Raw genomic sequence first — 18471 nt, 5'->3', positions numbered from 1 at the left:
AAGACCTAAACAACTAGGATAATTGTATGTAATAAAGAATTAGCATACTTCAATTACAAATATTATATCATGGGATATCGTGCTGAATTTAAACAATCAAAGCTATATTTTATGCTCAAATAACAATTAGAAGGAATTATTTACAACTATATTACAGATTATTCTATTTTAGCCTTAGATAAATTTCAATAATTGTAAACCATCATTTTAATAGATTTTATTTATAAATGTTATCAGTCAAAAGAAATAGATAAAAACCTACTTATTTAGTATGATATTTTTTAATTGAAATAATAAGGCTTAAAATATGCAAAAAATAATTATTATTGGCGGTGGTGCTGGCGGTTTAGAGCTTGCTACCGACCTAGGCGATAAATTAGGCAAAACGGATAAAGCTCAAATTACCTTAATTGATAAAAACAGTTATCATTTATGGAAACCACTATTACATGAAGTAGCAACTGGTGTACTTGATGAGCAAGTTGATAATATTTATTATGCATCGCAAGGACAACAGCATAATTTCGAATTTACTCAAGGTACCTTCACCAACCTTGATCGCAACCAAAAGCAAATTAGCATTATCAATCATAACGATGAAACTGTTCTTGTTGATTATGATATTTTAGTTATTGCTATTGGTAGCACCTCCAATGACTTTGGTACCCCTGGAGTGAAAGAACATTGTATCTTCTTAGATGACCAAAATGCTGCTATTCGCCTACGTGAAACCTTAATTAATAAATTTACTGGTTTTTGTTCGATCATTGATGACGATCAAACCACAAAAGAAGATAAAATTCATATTGCTATCGTTGGCGGTGGGGCGACTGGAGTCGAATTAGCTTCTGAACTACCTCATATGGTGGAAACATTTGGTGCTTGCGGTCGTAATAAAATGTGTTCCGATCTATTAGATGTTTCAGTCATTGAAGCAACCGATCGTATTTTACCGGCTTTACCAGAAAAAACCGCAGCTAGTATTACTAAAACACTTAAAAAACAAGGGATTCATGTATTAACCAATACTATGATTACTAAAGCGGAAAGCGATGGATTTTATCCGAAAGAAGGTGAAACCATTAAAGCCGATATGATGATTTGGACTGCTGGCGTTAAAGCTCCTGATTATTTAAAAGAGATCGCAGGTCTAGAATCAAGCCGATCAAATCAATTAGTGGTAAAACCAACATTACAAACATCTCGTGATGACAGTATTTTTGTTATTGGTGATTGCGCATACGCAATGCAAGACAATGGTCATGCTTCACCACCTACCGCTCAAGCAGCTCATCAAATGGCAAAAGTTTGCTATGAAAATATCGTTAGATTATTAAACAACCAATCATTAAAAACATTTAAATATACTGATAAAGGTACTGTGATTTCATTACATGATACCGCTGAAGGTGTAGTCAAATTAATTGGTAATAGTGAAATGGGAGTGAAAGGATTTTTCGCTTTAATGATCCACAAACTACTCTATCGTATGCATCAAGCAAGCTTACTTGGTATTTTTAAAACTATTCGTTTTGCCAGTGCCAGCAAATTTATGTATAAAACCAAATCAACTTCGATTTTTAGTAATCGTGATTAATTGCTAAAAAATATTTAACAGCTACTGAAAAATTTTGTTAAGTAGCTGTTTTCGCTTATACTATTATCTTAATTACAACTATTTAGATAATAGATGATGCGTTTTATTTTCATTTTTAGTTTACTTTTCGCTAGTTACACAGCTATAGCAAATTATCAGCCACACGATGGCGATATTATTTTCCAATCTTCTCAATCAAACCAAAGTAAAGCCATTGAGCAAGCAACAAATTCACCTTATAGTCATGTAGGAATAATTTTTATTAAAAATGGCAAACCTTATGTTTTTGAAGCCGCAAGTAAAGTTATTTATACCCCGTTAGATAAATGGATAAATCGTGGCAAAAATAAAACATATGTGATTAAACGATTAAAAAATCATCCATTATCTCAGCAAGAAATTACCAGTTTAAAACAAGTCGCCCATAAATTTGAAAATAAACCTTACGATATTTGGTTTGGTTGGGATGACAAATATATTTATTGTTCAGAATTAGTGTGGAAAATTTATAATCGAGCGCTTAAATTAAAAATTGGTCAATTACAAACAATTAAAGATTTTAATTTATCATCGCCGGCGGTTAAACAAAAACTAAAAGAACGTTATGGTAATAACATTCCATATCAAGAAACAGTGATATCACCGGTTGCGATATTTAATTCACCACTACTTAGCACAGTTGATAAGCGCGATTAAATTAGTAATAATCTTTTTATTGGTGCAAAGCTTTTACGATATAGATGATTCACGCCATGTTGTTCAATGGCGTTTAAATGATCTTTGGTTGGATAGCCTTTATGTTTGGCTAAACCATATTGAGGGTATAACTTATCAAGCTCAACCATTTCACGATCACGCGTCACTTTGGCTAAAATCGATGCAGCACTAATTTCAGCCACTAACAGATCGCCTTTAACCACTGCTTGGGTTCGAATACCAAAATTAGGGCAACGATTACCATCAACTAATACATAATTTGGTTTAATGTTTAAGCCTGACACCGCTCGTTGCATCGCCAGCATAGTAGCATGTAGGATATTGAGTTCATCAATCTCATCTACAGATGCCCTAGCCACACACCATGCTAATGCATTTTTTTTAATAACATCAAAGAGCGCTTCACGTTTTTTTTCTGACAATTTTTTCGAATCAGTTAATCCAACAATGGGGTTATTTGGATCTAAAATAACAGCAGCAGTAACAACATCACCACAAAGTGGACCACGACCGACTTCATCAACACCAGCAATTAACGTTGCATCTGGATAAGTAAATTTTAACAATTAGAGGGATCCTTTAATACATCTAACACCGCTTGCGCAGCTTGTTCATCAGCATTACAACGAATTTGTTTATGCAAAGCCAAAAATGTTGCTTTTAATTCGCTATTATCACTTTTTAACAAGGGAACAATATGGTTAGCAATATTTTCTGGCGTACAATCATGCTGTAGTAATTCCGGAACAATTTCCTTGCCAGCAAGAATATTCGGTAATGAAACATAAGGTGTTTTAATTAGTTTTTTCGCCAACCAAAAGGTGAAAGCCTTCATTTTATAGCCAACAACCATTGGGCATTTAGCCAGCATACACTCAAGTGCCACTGTTCCCGAAGCTAAAATTGCAGCATTACTGGCAATCATCGCTTCCCGAGCATGACCATCTAATAATTGCAGATTAAGTTTTGGTGCAATCTCTGCCTTTATTTGTTCAAATTCCGCTCTTCTTTTACCATTTACTAACGGAACTACAATATGCAGATCAGGAAATTTATCACGTAACAATTGCGCTGCTTTTAAAAAAGGTTCAGATAATAACGTTACTTCGGCATGACGACTACCGGGCAATAAGGCTAAGCATTGGCAATCAACAGGAATACCTAACTGTTGACGCATAGCTGTTTGATCGGGTTCGAGAGGAATATCATCGGCCATTTTATGACCAATAAATCGACAAGGTACATCAAATTTATCATAAAAGGCTTTTTCGAAAGGAAGAAAAGCTAAAATCAAATTAGTATTGCGTTTAATCTTAAATACCCGCTTTTGCTTCCACGCCCAAACAGAAGGACTGACATAATGGATCGTTTTAATACTAGCTTGTTTAAGCTTACCTTCTAAAGAGAGATTAAAATCCGGTGCATCAATACCAATAAAGACATCGGGTTTGAGATCAATCAAACGTTTAGTAATATCACGACGAATAGCTAAAATACGCCGTAGCCGACCTAATACCTCGACAATCCCCATCACTGATAGCTCTTCCATTTCATACCAAGCTTGGCAACCTTCAGCTTGCATTCGTGGACCAGCAATACCGACAAATTTAATATTAGGATGATGTTTTTTAAGAGTACGAATTAAACCAGCACCGAGAATATCGCCAGATGTTTCACCGGCGACCAGAGCAATTGTTAACTGCTTATCTGTCATTAACGGATAATGCCTCGGGTTGAACGATCAAAAAAGTCAATAAACAGCTGCACTTCTGGGTGCTGTTTAGCAAGCGTTGCAATTTCAACTTTAGCATCGTCAAGCGTTAACCCATTTCGATATAGAATTTTGTATGTGTTGCGGATGGCTTGTAGTGCTTCTTTACTAAAGCCTCGACGTTTCAAGCCTTCATAATTGACGCCATGTGGTGTTGCGTGATTTCCTTGAGCAATAACATAAGGAGGTACATCTTGAGCAACGCCAGAACAACCGCCAACCATAACGTGAGAACCGATTACACAAAATTGGTGTACTGCTGTCATACCGCCAATAATCACATGATTATCTAACTGAACATGACCACCAAGTGTGGCATTATTAGCTAAAATACAACGATCACCAATAATACAGTCATGCGCAACATGGGCATTAATCATCAATAAATTATCACTGCCTATACGGGTTAATTCACCGCCTTGAACGGTACCACGATGAATCGTCACACTTTCACGAATCATATTGCGATCACCTATTTCGGTGCGAGTTGGTTCACCACGATATTTCAGATCTTGGTTAACTTCACCAATTGAAGCAAATTGATAGATTTGATTATTTTGACCAATTTTGGTGTGTCCGTTAACCACTACATGTGATTTTAAAAAGGTACCATCACCTATTTCAACATTTTCACCAATATAACAAAAAGGCCCAATTTTGACATTATCACCAATCTTTGCCCCCTTTTCTACTACTGAACTTGGGTGTATTTCCGTTGCCATAGCAATTCCTTAATACGTTTGGGATATTTCAAAATCAAAATTATTTACGAGCACACATCATCTCTGCTTCGCAAACTAATTTGCCATCGACGGTTGCAACACCATGGAACAATGCAATGCCTCGACGCTCTTTAATATATTCAACATCAAGCATAATTTGATCACCTGGTACCACCGGTCGTTTAAAGCGAGCTTTATCAATTGAAGCAAAATAATAAAGTTGACCTGGTGACAATTCTTCAATACTTTTAAACGCTAAAATTCCAGTTGCTTGTGCCATCGCTTCTAAAATCAATACGCCAGGAAAAATAGGTTTATTCGGGAAGTGACCTTGGAAGAATGGTTCATTTACAGTTACATTTTTAATGGCTTTTAATGTTTTACCTTTCTCATAACTAATTACGCGATCAACCATCAAAAACGGATAACGGTGTGGAAGTAAACTGATAATTTCTTCAATATCAAGGGTATTAAGTTCGGTAGTCAAAATAGCTATCCTTATACATTATTTTCTATAAATTTTTTCTATTATAACTGAGGATACCACTTTCACTCAAGGAGTGATTTAAACTGCAGATTTTAAAATTTGTGCTGACTAAAAAATCAAATAAATGCAATAAATTATCTAAATGATATGTAAATACTATTTTATACTATATTAGATCATATATAATAAGTTTAATATTTAGCTAAAAAGATGTTTAACCTGGAGAGTAGAATGAAATCATTTATAAAAATGACATTAGTAAGTAGTGCTATCGTATTAGCATTAGCTGGCTGTGATGACAAAAAGACCACCGAAGAAAACAAAGCACCAGCAACAACCACTGCAACGGCAAATAGTGCTGAAAATACCAATGCGACAGAAAGCAAAACTGAAGCAGCTACTGCACAAAACTCAGCAGATAAAGCGACAATTTCAACTGATGCGCAAAAAGAAGCTTATGCATTAGGTTCTTCATTTGCTAACTATATGAAATCAAATTTAGAACAAAATGAAGTAACTGCTGATCAAGAATACCTAATCAGTGGCTTTAATGAAACCATGCGTGGTGCCTCACAACTTAACCAAGATGAAGTTAAAAATGTATTAGATGCATTTGGTAAACGAATTCAAGAAGAAAGCCAAGCTCGTTTTGAAAAACAAAAAACTGAAAATACTGCTGCTGGTGAAAAATACCGTGAGGATTTTGCTAAGCAAGAAGGTGTAATTAAAACTAAATCTGGTTTAATGTATAAAGTTCTTAATGAAGGAACTGGTCGTCATCCGACAGCAGAAGATACTGTTATTGTCCATTATGTTGGTACATTAACAGATGGTCGTACATTTGACAGTTCTTATGATCATAATGAACCAGCAACTTTCCCACTTAATGGGGTAATTAAAGGTTGGACAGAAGGTATCCAATTAGTTGGTGTCGGTGGTAAAATTAAACTAGTTGTGCCACCTGAATTAGCATATGGTGACCAAAGTTTCCCAGCTCAAGGTGATAAAGCGAGAATTACACCTTCATCAACTTTAGTTTTTGAAGTTGAGCTACTTGGTATTGATAACGATAAAGAAGATATTCCAGCATCAGCTCCTGCTGAAGCAGAACAAGCTAAATAAAATAACTAGCAGAAAACTAATTTGATGAAACCATTAAATTATACACTGGTTATTATGGGTCCCGCTTATGGGACCCAATCTGCTTATTGTGCCTATCAATTTGCTCAAACATTACTTTCAAATAGCAACCATTCGATTGCTAACATATTTTTCTATGCTGATGGCGTTTATAATGCTAACTGTTATAGTGATCCAGCCAATGATGAATTTGATTTAGTCAAAGCTTGGCAAAACTTAGCAAAACAATATTCGTTAAAACTAACTGTTTGTGTCGCTGCCGCGCAAAGACGTGGTATCGGTGTAAATAATCTTGCCGAACATTTTGAATTAACCGGCCTTGGCGAGTTGAGTGAAGCTGTAGCAAGTTCAGATCGAGTTCTACAATTTTAAATAATAGGCAAATAACATGAAAAAAGTAGCAATCATTATTAGCTCAGCACCACATGGCAGCGCCAAAGGTCGAGAAGCGTTAGATACTGCTTTAGCCCTTTCAACATTCAATCATATATCTGTCTTTTTTATCGGCGATGGTGTATTTCATCTATTAGCTAATCAACATCCAGAGTTGATATTGATGCGTGATTACATTGCTACTTTCAATATGTTGGAACTTTATGACATTGAAGATGTTTATGTCTGTAAAGCATCATTAGATGAACGAAACTTAAAGCAAACTCCTCTCAATATTGCAAACCAATTAATTGATGATAAACAGTTAACTCAACTATTAGCCAATCAAGACGCTGTTTTACGCTTCTAAAACCTGCTAAAAACCCCTCTCCTCAAAATTTTTATATAATCTTATCGATAATTTAGTGACCAGAAAATAGATTAATCACTTTTAAAACGATATAAAAATCCCCATGACTTTTATCATTACTGATTAAGCCACGGGGATAATTTTACTAAACCTTGCTAGATAAAATTTCGATTAAACGAGTTTTTTCATTTGATCTGCAATCTTTTCAGCTTGTTGACCAACCACGATTTGCACGCCTGTTTTACCTAATTTTATAACTGCCATTGCACCTAGCGCTTTAGCTGCTTGTTCATCAATTAGATCGGTATCATGAACATTCAAACGTAAACGAGTAATACATGAATCAATATTAGTTAAGTTATCTTTACCACCAATAACTACTAAATATTGTTCAGCAAGTTTAGATAAATCAACACCAGCTGGTGCATTTTCTTGTGCTAATGTTTCTTCAGTAACTACAGTTGCATTAGCAATATCATCTTCACGACCTGGCGTTTTAAGATTGAATTTCACAATTACAAAGCGGAATACGATATAGTAAACAAAGAAGAATACGATACCTTGTAGAATTAACATATACCAATGTACTGCTAATGGGTTACGAGATTGTAACAACATATCGATTAGACCTGCACTGAATGCAAATCCAGATATCCATTGCATTGTTGCAGCAATAAATAGTGAGATACCGGTTAAAACAGCATGTATTACATATAACACAGGCGCAACAAACATAAACGCAAACTCTAATGGTTCAGTAATACCAGTAAAGAAAGCCGCAAAAGACGCCGCTAACATGATTGAAGCTGTTTTATCTTTATTACCTTTTTTAGCAGTATGATAAATTGCCAATGCCGCACCAGGTAAACCAAACATCATAATAGGGAAGAAACCTGCTTGATAACGACCAGTTATACCTGCAATCGCTTTACCAGAATCAATAGAACCTTGTCCGCCTAAGAAGTTAGGAATATCATTAACACCAGCAACGTCAAACCAAAATACTGAGTTTAAAGCGTGGTGTAGACCAACAGGAATTAATAACCGGTTAAAGAAACCATAAATACCTGCACCTATTGAACCTAAATTTTTAATCCATTCACCAAAAGAAACTAATGCGCTAAATACCATAGGCCAAATAAAATATAGCACTACTGAAACAAGTAACATAACAATAGAAACAATGATAGGAACTAGACGTTTACCACTGAAAAAAGCTAAGGTTTTATGTAGTTCAACAGAACTAAAGCGGTTATATAGTTCAGCAGAAATAATTCCAACTAAAATACCGATAAATTGGTTATTTATCTTACTAAAAGCTGGTGATATTTGTGCATTCCAACCGTCCACACTGGTATCAACCCCTTCAAATAGAGCAATAGTATTTGGTGATAATAGTGTAGTAATGATTAAAAAGCCTACCAATCCAGATAATGCTGCTGCACCATCTTTATCTTTAGACATACCATACGCAACACCAATTGCGAAAAGGATTGGCATATTATCGATGATAGCACCACCGGATTTAATCAAAAATGCCGCAGCAATATTGTTGGTTCCCCAACCATTTGGATCAATCCAATAACCAATACCTAAAAGTATTGCAGCAGCAGGTAATACTGCCACGGGCACCATTAGCGAGCGCCCAATTCGTTGTAAATAAGCTAAAATTCCCATAGTTTTGCCTCATATTATCATTCGGGAGTTACTTAAAAATAATAAAATCTCACATCGTTAAGTAAAAGAAGTAAGTCAAATATATTTGACATTATATTATTTTACTTCGCAAATTAAATGTTTGCCTTTTGTGATTTATATCACGCTTTTTTTTTGCTTAATTAGTTTAATATAGTAAAATAACCACAACATATTTTACTTTAAAAAAAAAGATTTATTCAATTATATCAGAAGAGATTATATTTTATGAGACTTATTCCTTTAAAAAATGCGCAAGAAGTTGGCGCGTGGGTTGCTCAGCGCATCGTAAACAAAATTAATCAATTTAATCCAACTGCAGATCGTCCTTTTTTACTAGGTTTACCAACGGGAAGTTCACCATTAGTGATGTATCAACAACTAATTAAACAGTACCAAGCGGGTAAAGTAAGTTTTAAACATGTTGTGACATTTAATATGGACGAGTATGTCGGTATTCCAGAAGATCATCCACAAAGTTATCACACTTTTATGTATGAAAATTTCTTCAACCATATTGATATTGATAAAAACAACATCCATATATTAAATGGTAATGCAGCTGATATCGAAAAAGAATGTCAAGAATATGAAGAAAAAATCAAATCCTACGGCAAAATCAATATTTTCCTTGGTGGCGTAGGCCAAGATGGACATATTGCATTTAATGAGCCAGGTTCTTCACTTTGTTCACGAACTCGTATCAAAACTTTAACTGAAGATACAATTATTGCCAACTCACGCTTTTTTGATAATGATATCAAACAAGTGCCAAAACATGCATTAACCATTGGTGTTGCAACATTAATGGATGCCGAAGAGGTAATTTTATTAGTTTGTGGACACAACAAAAGTTTAGCATTACAAGCAGCGGTAGAAGGAAGTGTTAACCATTTATGGACTGTTTCCGCATTACAAATGCATCCAAAATCAATTATTGTTTGTGATGAGACAAGCACTGATGATCTAAAGGTAAAAACATTAAAATATTTTAAACAAATGGAAGCAGATAATCTTCAAGTAACCATTTTATAAAGGATAACTCAATGTACGCATTAACCAATTGTCGTATTTACACTGGTTATGAAATTCTTGATAATCACGCTGTTATTATTGACGGTGATAAAATTGCAAAAATTTGTAAACAAGAACAATTACCAGCTGATATCACCATTAAAGATTTACAAGGTGCAAATGTTGCACCAGGCTTGATTGATATTCAAGTCAATGGCTGTGGTGGTGTGCAATTTAATGAAACTCTTGATGCACTAAGTATTGAAACCTTAGAAGCTATGCAGGCAACTAACCTCGTGTATGGTTGTACTAGCTATTTACCAACCTTAATCACTTCAACTGATGAGTTTATGATCAAAGCAGTAAACGTGATGCGTGAATATTTAGCTAAGCACCCTAACCAAGCATTAGGTTTACATCTTGAAGGGCCTTATATTAATCCTGAGAAGAAAGGTATTCATAATATAAATTACATTCGTCAACCTTCACAGGAGATGATCGACTTTCTTTGTGCAAACGCCGATGTAATCAAAATCATTACCCTAGCTCCAGAAAAAGTTGATGCCAAACATATTAAACAACTATGTGATGCCGGAATTCATGTTTCAGTTGGACATTCTAACGGCCACTATGATGATTGCCGTCGTGGTTTCAATGCTGGTATCCGCCTAGGTACGCATCTATTTAATGCTATGCCTTATATTACTGGTCGCGAACCAGGTGTTGTTGGCGCAATTTATGATGAACCAGAAGTGTATGTCGGTATCATTGCTGATGGCCAGCATGTAAGTTGGGCGAACATTCGTAATAGCCACAAAATTAAACAAGATCATTTAATTTTGATTACTGATGCGATGTTATTAGCTGGCTCTAATTTAACTTCTGGTGTATTTGCTGATAAAACTATCTATTATAAAGATGGCCGTTGTGTTGATGAAAATGGCACATTAGGTGGATCAGCATTAACCATGATTGAAGCAGTAAAAAATGCAGTAGAGTATGTTGGTATTGCTTTAGATGAAGCATTAAGAATGGCAACACTTTACCCAGCCAAAGCGATTGGTGTTGATAAACAACTTGGTACAATTAGTGAAAGCAAAATTGCCAACTTAGTTATTTTTAATCGTGACTTTTCAAATGTGAAAACTATTGTTAATGGAGAGATGAGCCGTTAGAATGTCGGATAGTTAATGAAAATATTGAGATAAAATATGACCTTTAATTATCTACACCTAGTCGGCAATGCTGAACTAATCAAGCAATTAAATTATGCAATGATTTATCGTTTGATTGTTCAGCAAGCTCCCATTTCACGTATTCAACTCGCCGAAATTAGTCAATTAGCACCCGCTAGTATCACCAAAATAACTCGCCAACTCCTCAAAAAGAATATGATCAAAGAAGTTGATGCCCAACAATCAACGGGGGGACGACCTGCGGTTTCAATACAAGCAAAATTTGGTTACTATCAGACAATTGCCATACAATTGAGCCGTTCGCATGTCACGATTGAACTTTATGATTTAGGTGCCAATAGTCTAGCATTTGAAGTTTATCCACTTACTACTTTTACGGAACAGTTAGCACAAGAATATTTAATTGCACTCATTAAACAGTTCATCGAAAAAAATAATAAAAAAGTTAAACATCTTGTTGCGATCTCAGTGGTTTTACCCGGTTTAATTGATTCAGTGCGAGGGATCATTCGTTATACCCCACATATTCAAGTTAAGGCATGGCCTTTAGCGGATGTATTACGTGATCAATTTAATGTTTCGATTTTTATTGGTAATGATATTCAAAGTTTGGCATTAGCTGAGAGTTATTTTGGTTCAACTCAAGATGTCGATGATTCAATTTTAATTCGTGTACATCGTGGTGTTGGTTCAGGGGTTATCATTAATCAACAATTACTCACTAACCATAACCAAACCGCTTGTGAAGTTGGACACATCCAAATTGATGCATTAGGTGAACGTTGTCATTGTGGAAATTTTGGCTGTTTAGAAAATCGAGTAGTTCACAAGGCCATTGAAGCACGAGCAAAACAGATGATAGAACAAGGTTATCCAACTAAATTAAGTTTAGATAACATAAATATCAGCAATATTTGCAAATATGCCAATCAAGGAGATGAGTTAGCGCTTAAGTTAGTTAAAGATGCCGGTGAAAATCTGGGTAGAGCTGTCGCGATAATGGTGAATATTTTTAACCCACAACGGATTGTATTAGCTGGCGAATTAACAAAATCACCCGATGTATTATTAAATGCAGTAACTAGTGCGTTAAATGCTCAAAGTTTAGAAGAGTTAAGAAACAATCTAACTATCAATTGTTCAACACTTAATGACCGTTCAGCAATTGGTGCATTTGCCTTAGTACAACAAGCGTTATTTAACGGTTCACTGTTAATGACCTTGTTAGAAACAATCTAATAAATTGCTTTACAATAAAAATAAAAGCCCATAAACAGGGCTTTTTTTATTCATCATTAAGCTAAGATGCGTAGCATTCTTCGTAATGGTTCAGCAGCACCCCATAATAACTGATCGCCAACCGTAAAGGCTGATAGATACTCTTTACCCATATTCAATTTACGTAAACGTCCAACTGGTGTACTTAAGGTACCTGTAACCGCAGCTGGAGTAAGTTCTCGCATAGAAAGTTCACGATCATTTGGTACAACTTTAACCCAATCATTATGAGCAGCAAGTAGTTTTTCAATCTCAGGAATGCTGATATCTTTCTTCAATTTAATCGTGAATGATTGACTATGGCAACGTAATGCCCCAACTCGTACACAAAGTCCATCGACTGGAATAATCTGACTCGTTCCTAGAATTTTATTGGTTTCCGCTTGGCCTTTCCACTCTTCACGACTTTGGCCGTTATCAAGAGCTTTATCAATCCATGGGATTAAGCTACCCGCTAAAGGCACGCCAAAATTATCAGTCGGTAAACTACCATCACGCATTTTTTGCGTCACTTTGCGTTCAATATCTAAAATAGAAGAGTTAGGATCTTGTAGTTCTTTAGCAACTTCAGCGTTTAACATTCCCATTTGGGTCAGTAATTCACGCATATGACGTGCACCACCACCAGAAGCCGCTTGATAAGTTGAAACAGAAACCCAATCGATTAAGTTTTCAGCAAATAATCCACCAAGTGACATCAACATTAAACTTACTGTACAGTTACCACCAACAAAAGTTTTAATGCCTCTATCTAAGGCTGATTGAATGTTAGCTTTATTCACTGGATCAAGAACAATAATTGCATCATCTTCCATACGTAAAGTTGACGCAGCATCAATCCAGTAGCCTTGCCAACCGGTTGCACGCAATTTTGCATAAATTTCAGAGGTATAATCACCACCTTGGCAGGTGACAATAATATCTAATGCTTTTAAAGCATCAATATCATCGGCACTTTGTAATATTCCTGTTTTTCCGCCAAAAGAAGGAGCTGCTTGACCAGCTTGAGAAGTAGAAAAGAAAACAGGATTGATATAATCAAAATCATGCTCTTCAACCATACGTTGCATAAGAACAGAGCCCACCATTCCTCGCCAACCGACAAAACCAACATTTTTCATAGTTTATTTCCAAAAGTAGATGTTATATAAAGAAATATTCATTTACTATTAAAGCAAAAAATCACCATAAAACAAGTCAGATAAGAATTATTTTTCTAGTCAAGCAGATAATAACGTGGTGTTATATATAATTTTATAGGCAAAACTGAATATTATGCTAAAACTAGCACTTCATAAACTAGTCAGTCATATTCGTTTTCCACATAAAAAACACCACCATATTGACAAAATTATTAATAAAATGGCCATCTTCTTGGTTAGCTATAATAAAGACGTTTTCATTTTGAGAATGATTTATCTCACCGAGTCGAGCTGCAAATTTGGCACTCTGCCAAGGAGATACTCGCGAATCTTGTAATCCAACTGAAAGCATCACAGGTGGGTAGTTAATACCTTCACGTAGATTAAGATAAGCATCGATAGTTTGTAGATTTTTAAATTCCTGTTTATTGAAAGGCGAACCAAATTCCGCAAAATTGGCATTACCAATTGGAATTTGATCTAGGCGACTCATATTCAACATACCTGAAGTGATTGCAGCGGCGGCAAAAAGCTCTGGATGTCTTGCTAATGCTGAACCAATTACAATACCACCAGCACTTACACCACTAATAACTAACTTGGATGAATTGGTGTAACGATGATCGATAAGGTATTTTGCACATTTGATAAAATCATTGACGGAATTAATTTTATTTTTACCCTTTCCATCATAATGCCATTTAGGTCCTAACTCACCACCACCTCGAACATGAGCGATAGCAATGATACCTCCTTTTTCAAGCCAAATTAAACGAGTAGTATCATAATAGTAAGGATATTCACTTTGACCATAGGCTCCATAAGCAAATAGCCAAGTTGGATTACTTCCATCAAGTTTAACTCCTTTTCGATGGATAAGTGTAAGTGGAATAAGCTCACCATCATTGGATTTAACCCATTTTTGTTCTGATTCATAATCTGCAAATAGTGATGCATCAGTCTTTATTATTTTAGAATCTTCAATTAACTGACTATCAGGGTCATATTGCCATATTTTTGGTGGCATGTTCCAATTTTGTTGGGTAAATAAAATCTCTTTATTGTCTAAACTAGAAAAAATAGCCGTTACCTCATTCCCATCACTAATAGGAATCATTTTGATATTATGCAGATCGGAAAAAGGAATAGTAACAAATTTATACTTTCCAGAGTCATAATAAGCAAGGTAAATAGCATCTTTACTGACTGTAAACAGATCCAATTCGCCTTTTTTCCATTCAATTATTTTTTCTTCTGGAGAAGGGATATGATTAAGGTTTAGTCGAGAAATAGTATAACCTGAAAAGTTGTTATATTTAGCCAAATAAAGCCAATTATCTCGTACAAAAAAATCCTCTACATTTTGTTTTCTATCGATAATCTTTTTCCAATGTTTGTTTTCCAGATAAAGAGAGTTAGATTCTGTTAAATACAAATCTATGGCATCACCAGGTATTGAAGATTCCACTGAAGCAACTGCCCAATTAGCAGATAAAGATAAATTGATATTTTGGTCAGTATTAGCTTGATAATTCTCGATATTAGCTTTGCCAAAAATAGCCGAATCATTTTCAATATTGGAGCCTAAACGATAAAGATAGAGTTCTTCCGTTCCTAACCTTCGATTATTAGAATTAGCAAAATTATTACGATGATAGAAAAAAGATAAATTATCACTCGCCCATACTATATTTGAAGCAGTTATACCGGATAAGCTATCGGCTAGATGTGCTTTAGTTTTTACATTAATCACATTGATCGCTGAAATTTCAGAGCCATTTTCGGAAATAGCATAAGCAATATACTTACCATCATTTGATGGGTAGAAATTATATATATAACCAACTGATGGGTCGACTAATAACCTTTCTTTGCCGAATCGATCTTTAACAAACAAACGGTTATAAGGATGCTTATTTGTTCGTTTCAAGTAAAAAGTATTATCACCCTTTAGTCTAATATTATGAATTATTGGTTCAGTTCCATAATCTGTTAATTCACTGAATCGTTTTTCAATCGATGAGAACAAATCGAGTTTTTCAAGAATTTTCATTGAACGATTTGATTCAGATAATAACCAATTATTAGTTAGATCCTTTTCTGTTTCCATCCAACCATAACTGTCAACTGATGAATAAGAGTGGTTAGATACACAACTAATACAGTTCACTAATGATAAAAAGACGATCATGATAAAAAAAATTTTTTTTAACCAGAACATTATTGATCTCCTTTTATCATGCTCTATAAAAAATAAAACTAGAATAATTATCTAGTTCTATCATTTATATCTTAATGTATCAAACGATTATTATTCATTCGCTTTGGCTAACTCTTCGTCTAAAAGATAGATTATTATTGTAATTTAGATAATTGGTTTTTGATAAAACAAAGCCCGAATTATCGGGCTTATTGTAGTTTTGTGCGTTGTCAATTTTAGAAATCTTCATCACTTGGTTCATCTGCAGCCATTGCTGCAATATTATACCGCTCAATCCCTTGAGTTCCGGCTTGTATAATATCTGGTAACAATGTTACTAGATTTGCGTCAGAGCGTTGCATAAAGGTTTCTAACAACATAGGGACATTTACACCAGTGACTATTTCTATATTAGGAAAATCAGCCATCAATCTAACTAAAGTATTAAATGGTGTTCCACCTTTTAAATCAACAAAACATACAATTTCTGAGCCAAAATGCTGTAACTCTTCTAGCTTTTTTTGCAGTTGTTGTTGAAAATCATCTGTTGATTGCCCCATTGCAAACGAAACCGCTTCACACTGAGATTGTTTACCACAAATCATTTCAGTCGTTTCAATTAAGCTTTTCGCCGTTGAACCATGTGTACTGACTAATACAGAAATCATCGATTTAAGTTCCTATTTTAGTAATCTAAACAACGATAGTAACGACGGATTGACATTGGATGACGATTTAAATGTTCAACATAAGCATCGATACGATTATTAATAGCACGGAAAACAAATGGTGAAAGATTTCCACGATATTTTTCTGATATACCCGGTAATTCATAATCTTTGGTATCAATAATAGTATAATTACCACAAATTTGCGGTAAGAACTTAGCGACTCTTTCACTTAATGGGCGTTGAGTATCTTCACCGACATAAACGGTTACCGCAGTATCACGATCAATAACTTCTAATGTACCATGGAAAAATTCTGCTGACTCAATTGATTTTGAACGTAACCAATGTTGTTCTTCCCAATAACACATAGCATGAGAATAAGTTGCCCCCCATTGATTACCTGCGCCAACAAAATAGTGCATTGGATCATTATGATGTTTTTCAGCAACTTCTTGACCAAATTTATCGGCTTTTTTCGCAACGGCAACAATATTTTTAGCAAAATGTTGATCCATTTGTTGGTAGAACTCGTCATAATCAGGGAATTCTCCAGCTAAAAACATTAAACGATCAGCAGTCATAAAGAATTTTAATTGTTCATTCATTGGATAAACAACTACATGATCAGCCATATTTCCTAATGGAGTATCGGCTTTATCCATGAAAGCAAATACAGTTGAACCAACTTCTTTTTGGATTTTTTCAATAGCAGCAACCACTTCTTGTGTTGTGCCAGTTACAGATGAAATAATGATAAGCGTATCTTTAGTAATACGTTTGTTACCAGTTACTAAATATTCAGCAGCGTGTTGCACAAAAGTCTCAATCGCTGTTTTTTCTTTCATATGTACAACTGCTTGCATTGATGATGCATAAGTACCACCAATACCTAACCAACAAACGTTGCTATAACCACGCGCGTGGATTTTATCAATAAATTCATTAATTTGTGGTCTTAATGCTAATGCACCATTCATGCTGTCTAATTCTTTCTTTTCGTCATATTTTCTCATTTTTAAATCCTCTTAATTTTTGAGCTAGTTATTTCATCAAATTCTGGATAGGTTGATTTTTCAAGGTTATGACCTTTTAATCGTGAAACTTGGTAACTTAATAGATGAATTGGTATTGTCATAAATAATGATGCGTACAGTTCATCTATATCAATATTAAGACACAAATCGTCTTGTTTAACGTTGCTACTGTTATTGGCGTAAATCGTAGAAATATTTTTAACATGTTTAGTTAAAAATACTTTTAACAATTCAGCACGGTTAGATAACACGCCATGCGGCTCAAGAAAAACGATATTATCATTCTCATGTAAACCTAAATATGGGCCATGCATATACTCCTCGAGTTCTTTACCGAAAGCATTATTACGTATAGTTTCGGTGAATTTTGTTTCCCCTTCTCGAGCAATACCATAGGTTGCACCGTAGCCAATAAATATGACTCGTTGAGAATGATAAAATTTGTGTTGATATTGATTTACCCAAGCTTGGGATTGTTCGATAACTTTAGGTAGCAAACCTGCAACTTTTCTAAGTTGATCGAAATAACTGGCAAATTGTTGATCATCCATGCTGCCATTTTTTTGTGCAATGACTAAAGCAATTAATATCAAATCAAGTATCGTAACGCTATAACCAGCACTGACATAAGGCATTTCCTCAATAGGAATACCCATAGATAATACATTATTGCTAATTTTATATAATGGGCTATCAGGATTACTGGTAAGCGTATAGATAGTTTGATTATTCTTGATAAACTCTTCAACTAAATGAATCGTTGAATAGCTTTCTCCCCCTTGCGAAATAGCAAAATAGAGGGTATTAGGATCGCTGTAATGTAAATAATTAGCAGCGATTGAAGGATCTTCAATATAAACGGGAACCTTTAAGATTTTACTCATTAAAGGTCTCGCCCCATAAGCTGCGTTAGAACTTGAACCAGTAGCAAAGATAACAATTGCATTAAATTGTTTAACTTTACTTGAATCAATAGTATCAACAAACAATGTTTGATAATTGTCTAAAATACTTTGATAATATTCAGGTTCTAATGCTACATAATCAGCAATACTTTTCATTACA

At 34.8% G+C, this 18471-nt stretch carries 18 protein-coding genes; 8 read left to right on the top strand and 10 right to left on the bottom strand.

Annotated features, from left to right (window positions below):
- Positions 1-307: 307 nt before the first annotated feature.
- Together RAM17_RS01945 and RAM17_RS01940 are read left to right on the top strand one after the other, a co-directional pair.
- On the top strand, positions 308-1597 hold the full coding sequence (locus RAM17_RS01945) for an NAD(P)/FAD-dependent oxidoreductase (protein WP_110448747.1): 1290 nt from the start codon (positions 308-310) through the stop codon (positions 1595-1597).
- Positions 1598-1693: 96 nt separating this feature from the next.
- On the top strand, positions 1694-2293 hold the full coding sequence (locus RAM17_RS01940; RefSeq protein WP_370527384.1) for a YiiX family permuted papain-like enzyme: 600 nt from the start codon (positions 1694-1696) through the stop codon (positions 2291-2293).
- Here RAM17_RS01940 and rnhB read toward each other — a convergent pair.
- From rnhB to fabZ, 4 genes are read right to left on the bottom strand one after another with little or no spacing between them, the layout of a single operon-like run.
- Complete coding sequence (gene rnhB, locus RAM17_RS01935) at positions 2290-2880, bottom strand: ribonuclease HII (protein WP_110448749.1); 591 nt, start codon at positions 2878-2880, stop codon at positions 2290-2292. The genes RAM17_RS01940 and rnhB overlap by 4 nt on opposite strands.
- Complete coding sequence (gene lpxB / locus RAM17_RS01930) at positions 2874-4028, bottom strand: lipid-A-disaccharide synthase (RefSeq protein WP_110448750.1); 1155 nt, start codon at positions 4026-4028, stop codon at positions 2874-2876. The genes rnhB and lpxB overlap by 7 nt, the downstream gene beginning before the upstream one ends.
- Entirely contained in the window at positions 4028-4807 is a 780-nt protein-coding gene (gene lpxA, locus RAM17_RS01925; protein ID WP_110448751.1) for an acyl-ACP--UDP-N-acetylglucosamine O-acyltransferase, read from the bottom strand. The genes lpxB and lpxA overlap by 1 nt, the downstream gene beginning before the upstream one ends.
- 40 nt (positions 4808-4847) lie before the next feature.
- A complete protein-coding gene (gene fabZ, locus RAM17_RS01920) occupies positions 4848-5294 on the bottom strand; it encodes a 3-hydroxyacyl-ACP dehydratase FabZ (protein ID WP_110448752.1) in 447 nt (148 codons plus the stop codon).
- A gap of 231 nt (positions 5295-5525) precedes the next feature.
- Between fabZ and fkpA the strand changes: the two genes are divergently transcribed.
- Genes fkpA through tusC form a run of 3 tightly spaced genes read left to right on the top strand, consistent with a single transcriptional unit; the run spans position 5526 to position 7176 of the window.
- Positions 5526-6416 (top strand): FKBP-type peptidyl-prolyl cis-trans isomerase, encoded by an 891-nt coding sequence (gene fkpA, locus RAM17_RS01915; RefSeq protein WP_181414710.1) that lies wholly within the window; start codon positions 5526-5528, stop codon positions 6414-6416.
- A gap of 24 nt (positions 6417-6440) precedes the next feature.
- Complete coding sequence (gene tusD, locus RAM17_RS01910; protein WP_110448754.1) at positions 6441-6806, top strand: sulfurtransferase complex subunit TusD; 366 nt, start codon at positions 6441-6443, stop codon at positions 6804-6806.
- Between the two features lie 16 nt (positions 6807-6822).
- On the top strand, positions 6823-7176 hold the full coding sequence (tusC, locus tag RAM17_RS01905) for a sulfurtransferase complex subunit TusC (protein ID WP_110448755.1): 354 nt from the start codon (positions 6823-6825) through the stop codon (positions 7174-7176).
- A gap of 171 nt (positions 7177-7347) precedes the next feature.
- On the opposite strand, the gene nagE is transcribed toward tusC, so the two are convergent.
- The gene (nagE, locus tag RAM17_RS01900) at positions 7348-8853 is read right to left on the bottom strand and encodes an N-acetylglucosamine-specific PTS transporter subunit IIBC (RefSeq protein WP_110448756.1); all 1506 of its coding nucleotides are present in this window, start codon (positions 8851-8853) and stop codon (positions 7348-7350) included.
- 246 nt (positions 8854-9099) lie between these two features.
- Here nagE and nagB point away from each other — a divergent pair, with 246 nt between their 5' ends.
- From nagB to RAM17_RS01885, 3 genes are read left to right on the top strand one after another with little or no spacing between them, the layout of a single operon-like run.
- Complete coding sequence (gene nagB / locus RAM17_RS01895) at positions 9100-9906, top strand: glucosamine-6-phosphate deaminase (RefSeq protein WP_110448757.1); 807 nt, start codon at positions 9100-9102, stop codon at positions 9904-9906.
- Between the two features lie 11 nt (positions 9907-9917).
- The gene (gene nagA, locus RAM17_RS01890) at positions 9918-11060 is read left to right on the top strand and encodes an N-acetylglucosamine-6-phosphate deacetylase (RefSeq protein ID WP_034903256.1); all 1143 of its coding nucleotides are present in this window, start codon (positions 9918-9920) and stop codon (positions 11058-11060) included.
- A gap of 36 nt (positions 11061-11096) precedes the next feature.
- Positions 11097-12320: an ROK family protein gene (locus tag RAM17_RS01885; protein ID WP_110448758.1), complete on the top strand. Its 1224-nt coding sequence runs from the start codon at positions 11097-11099 to the stop codon at positions 12318-12320.
- 56 nt (positions 12321-12376) lie between these two features.
- Here the strand turns inward: RAM17_RS01885 and asd are convergent, their stop codons facing one another.
- The 5 genes from asd to RAM17_RS01860 form a co-directional block, all read right to left on the bottom strand.
- Complete coding sequence (gene asd / locus RAM17_RS01880; RefSeq protein WP_110448759.1) at positions 12377-13480, bottom strand: aspartate-semialdehyde dehydrogenase; 1104 nt, start codon at positions 13478-13480, stop codon at positions 12377-12379.
- Between the two features lie 178 nt (positions 13481-13658).
- Complete coding sequence (locus RAM17_RS01875) at positions 13659-15722, bottom strand: prolyl oligopeptidase family serine peptidase (RefSeq protein WP_110448760.1); 2064 nt, start codon at positions 15720-15722, stop codon at positions 13659-13661.
- A 215-nt stretch (positions 15723-15937) separates the two neighbouring features.
- On the bottom strand, positions 15938-16369 hold the full coding sequence (locus tag RAM17_RS01870; RefSeq protein WP_110448761.1) for a PTS sugar transporter subunit IIA: 432 nt from the start codon (positions 16367-16369) through the stop codon (positions 15938-15940).
- A gap of 17 nt (positions 16370-16386) precedes the next feature.
- Positions 16387-17385 (bottom strand): SIS domain-containing protein, encoded by a 999-nt coding sequence (locus tag RAM17_RS01865; RefSeq protein WP_065613650.1) that lies wholly within the window; start codon positions 17383-17385, stop codon positions 16387-16389.
- A gap of 2 nt (positions 17386-17387) precedes the next feature.
- The gene (locus tag RAM17_RS01860) at positions 17388-18467 is read right to left on the bottom strand and encodes an SIS domain-containing protein (protein WP_110448762.1); all 1080 of its coding nucleotides are present in this window, start codon (positions 18465-18467) and stop codon (positions 17388-17390) included.
- Between the last annotated feature and the right edge of the window lie 4 nt (positions 18468-18471).

The sequence above is a fragment of the Gilliamella apis genome (genome assembly GCF_030758615.1).
Taxonomy (GTDB): domain Bacteria; phylum Pseudomonadota; class Gammaproteobacteria; order Enterobacterales; family Orbaceae; genus Gilliamella; species Gilliamella apis_A.
The sequence above is the reverse complement of the archived record's forward strand: the minus strand, read 5'-3'. Positions and strand labels throughout refer to the sequence as shown.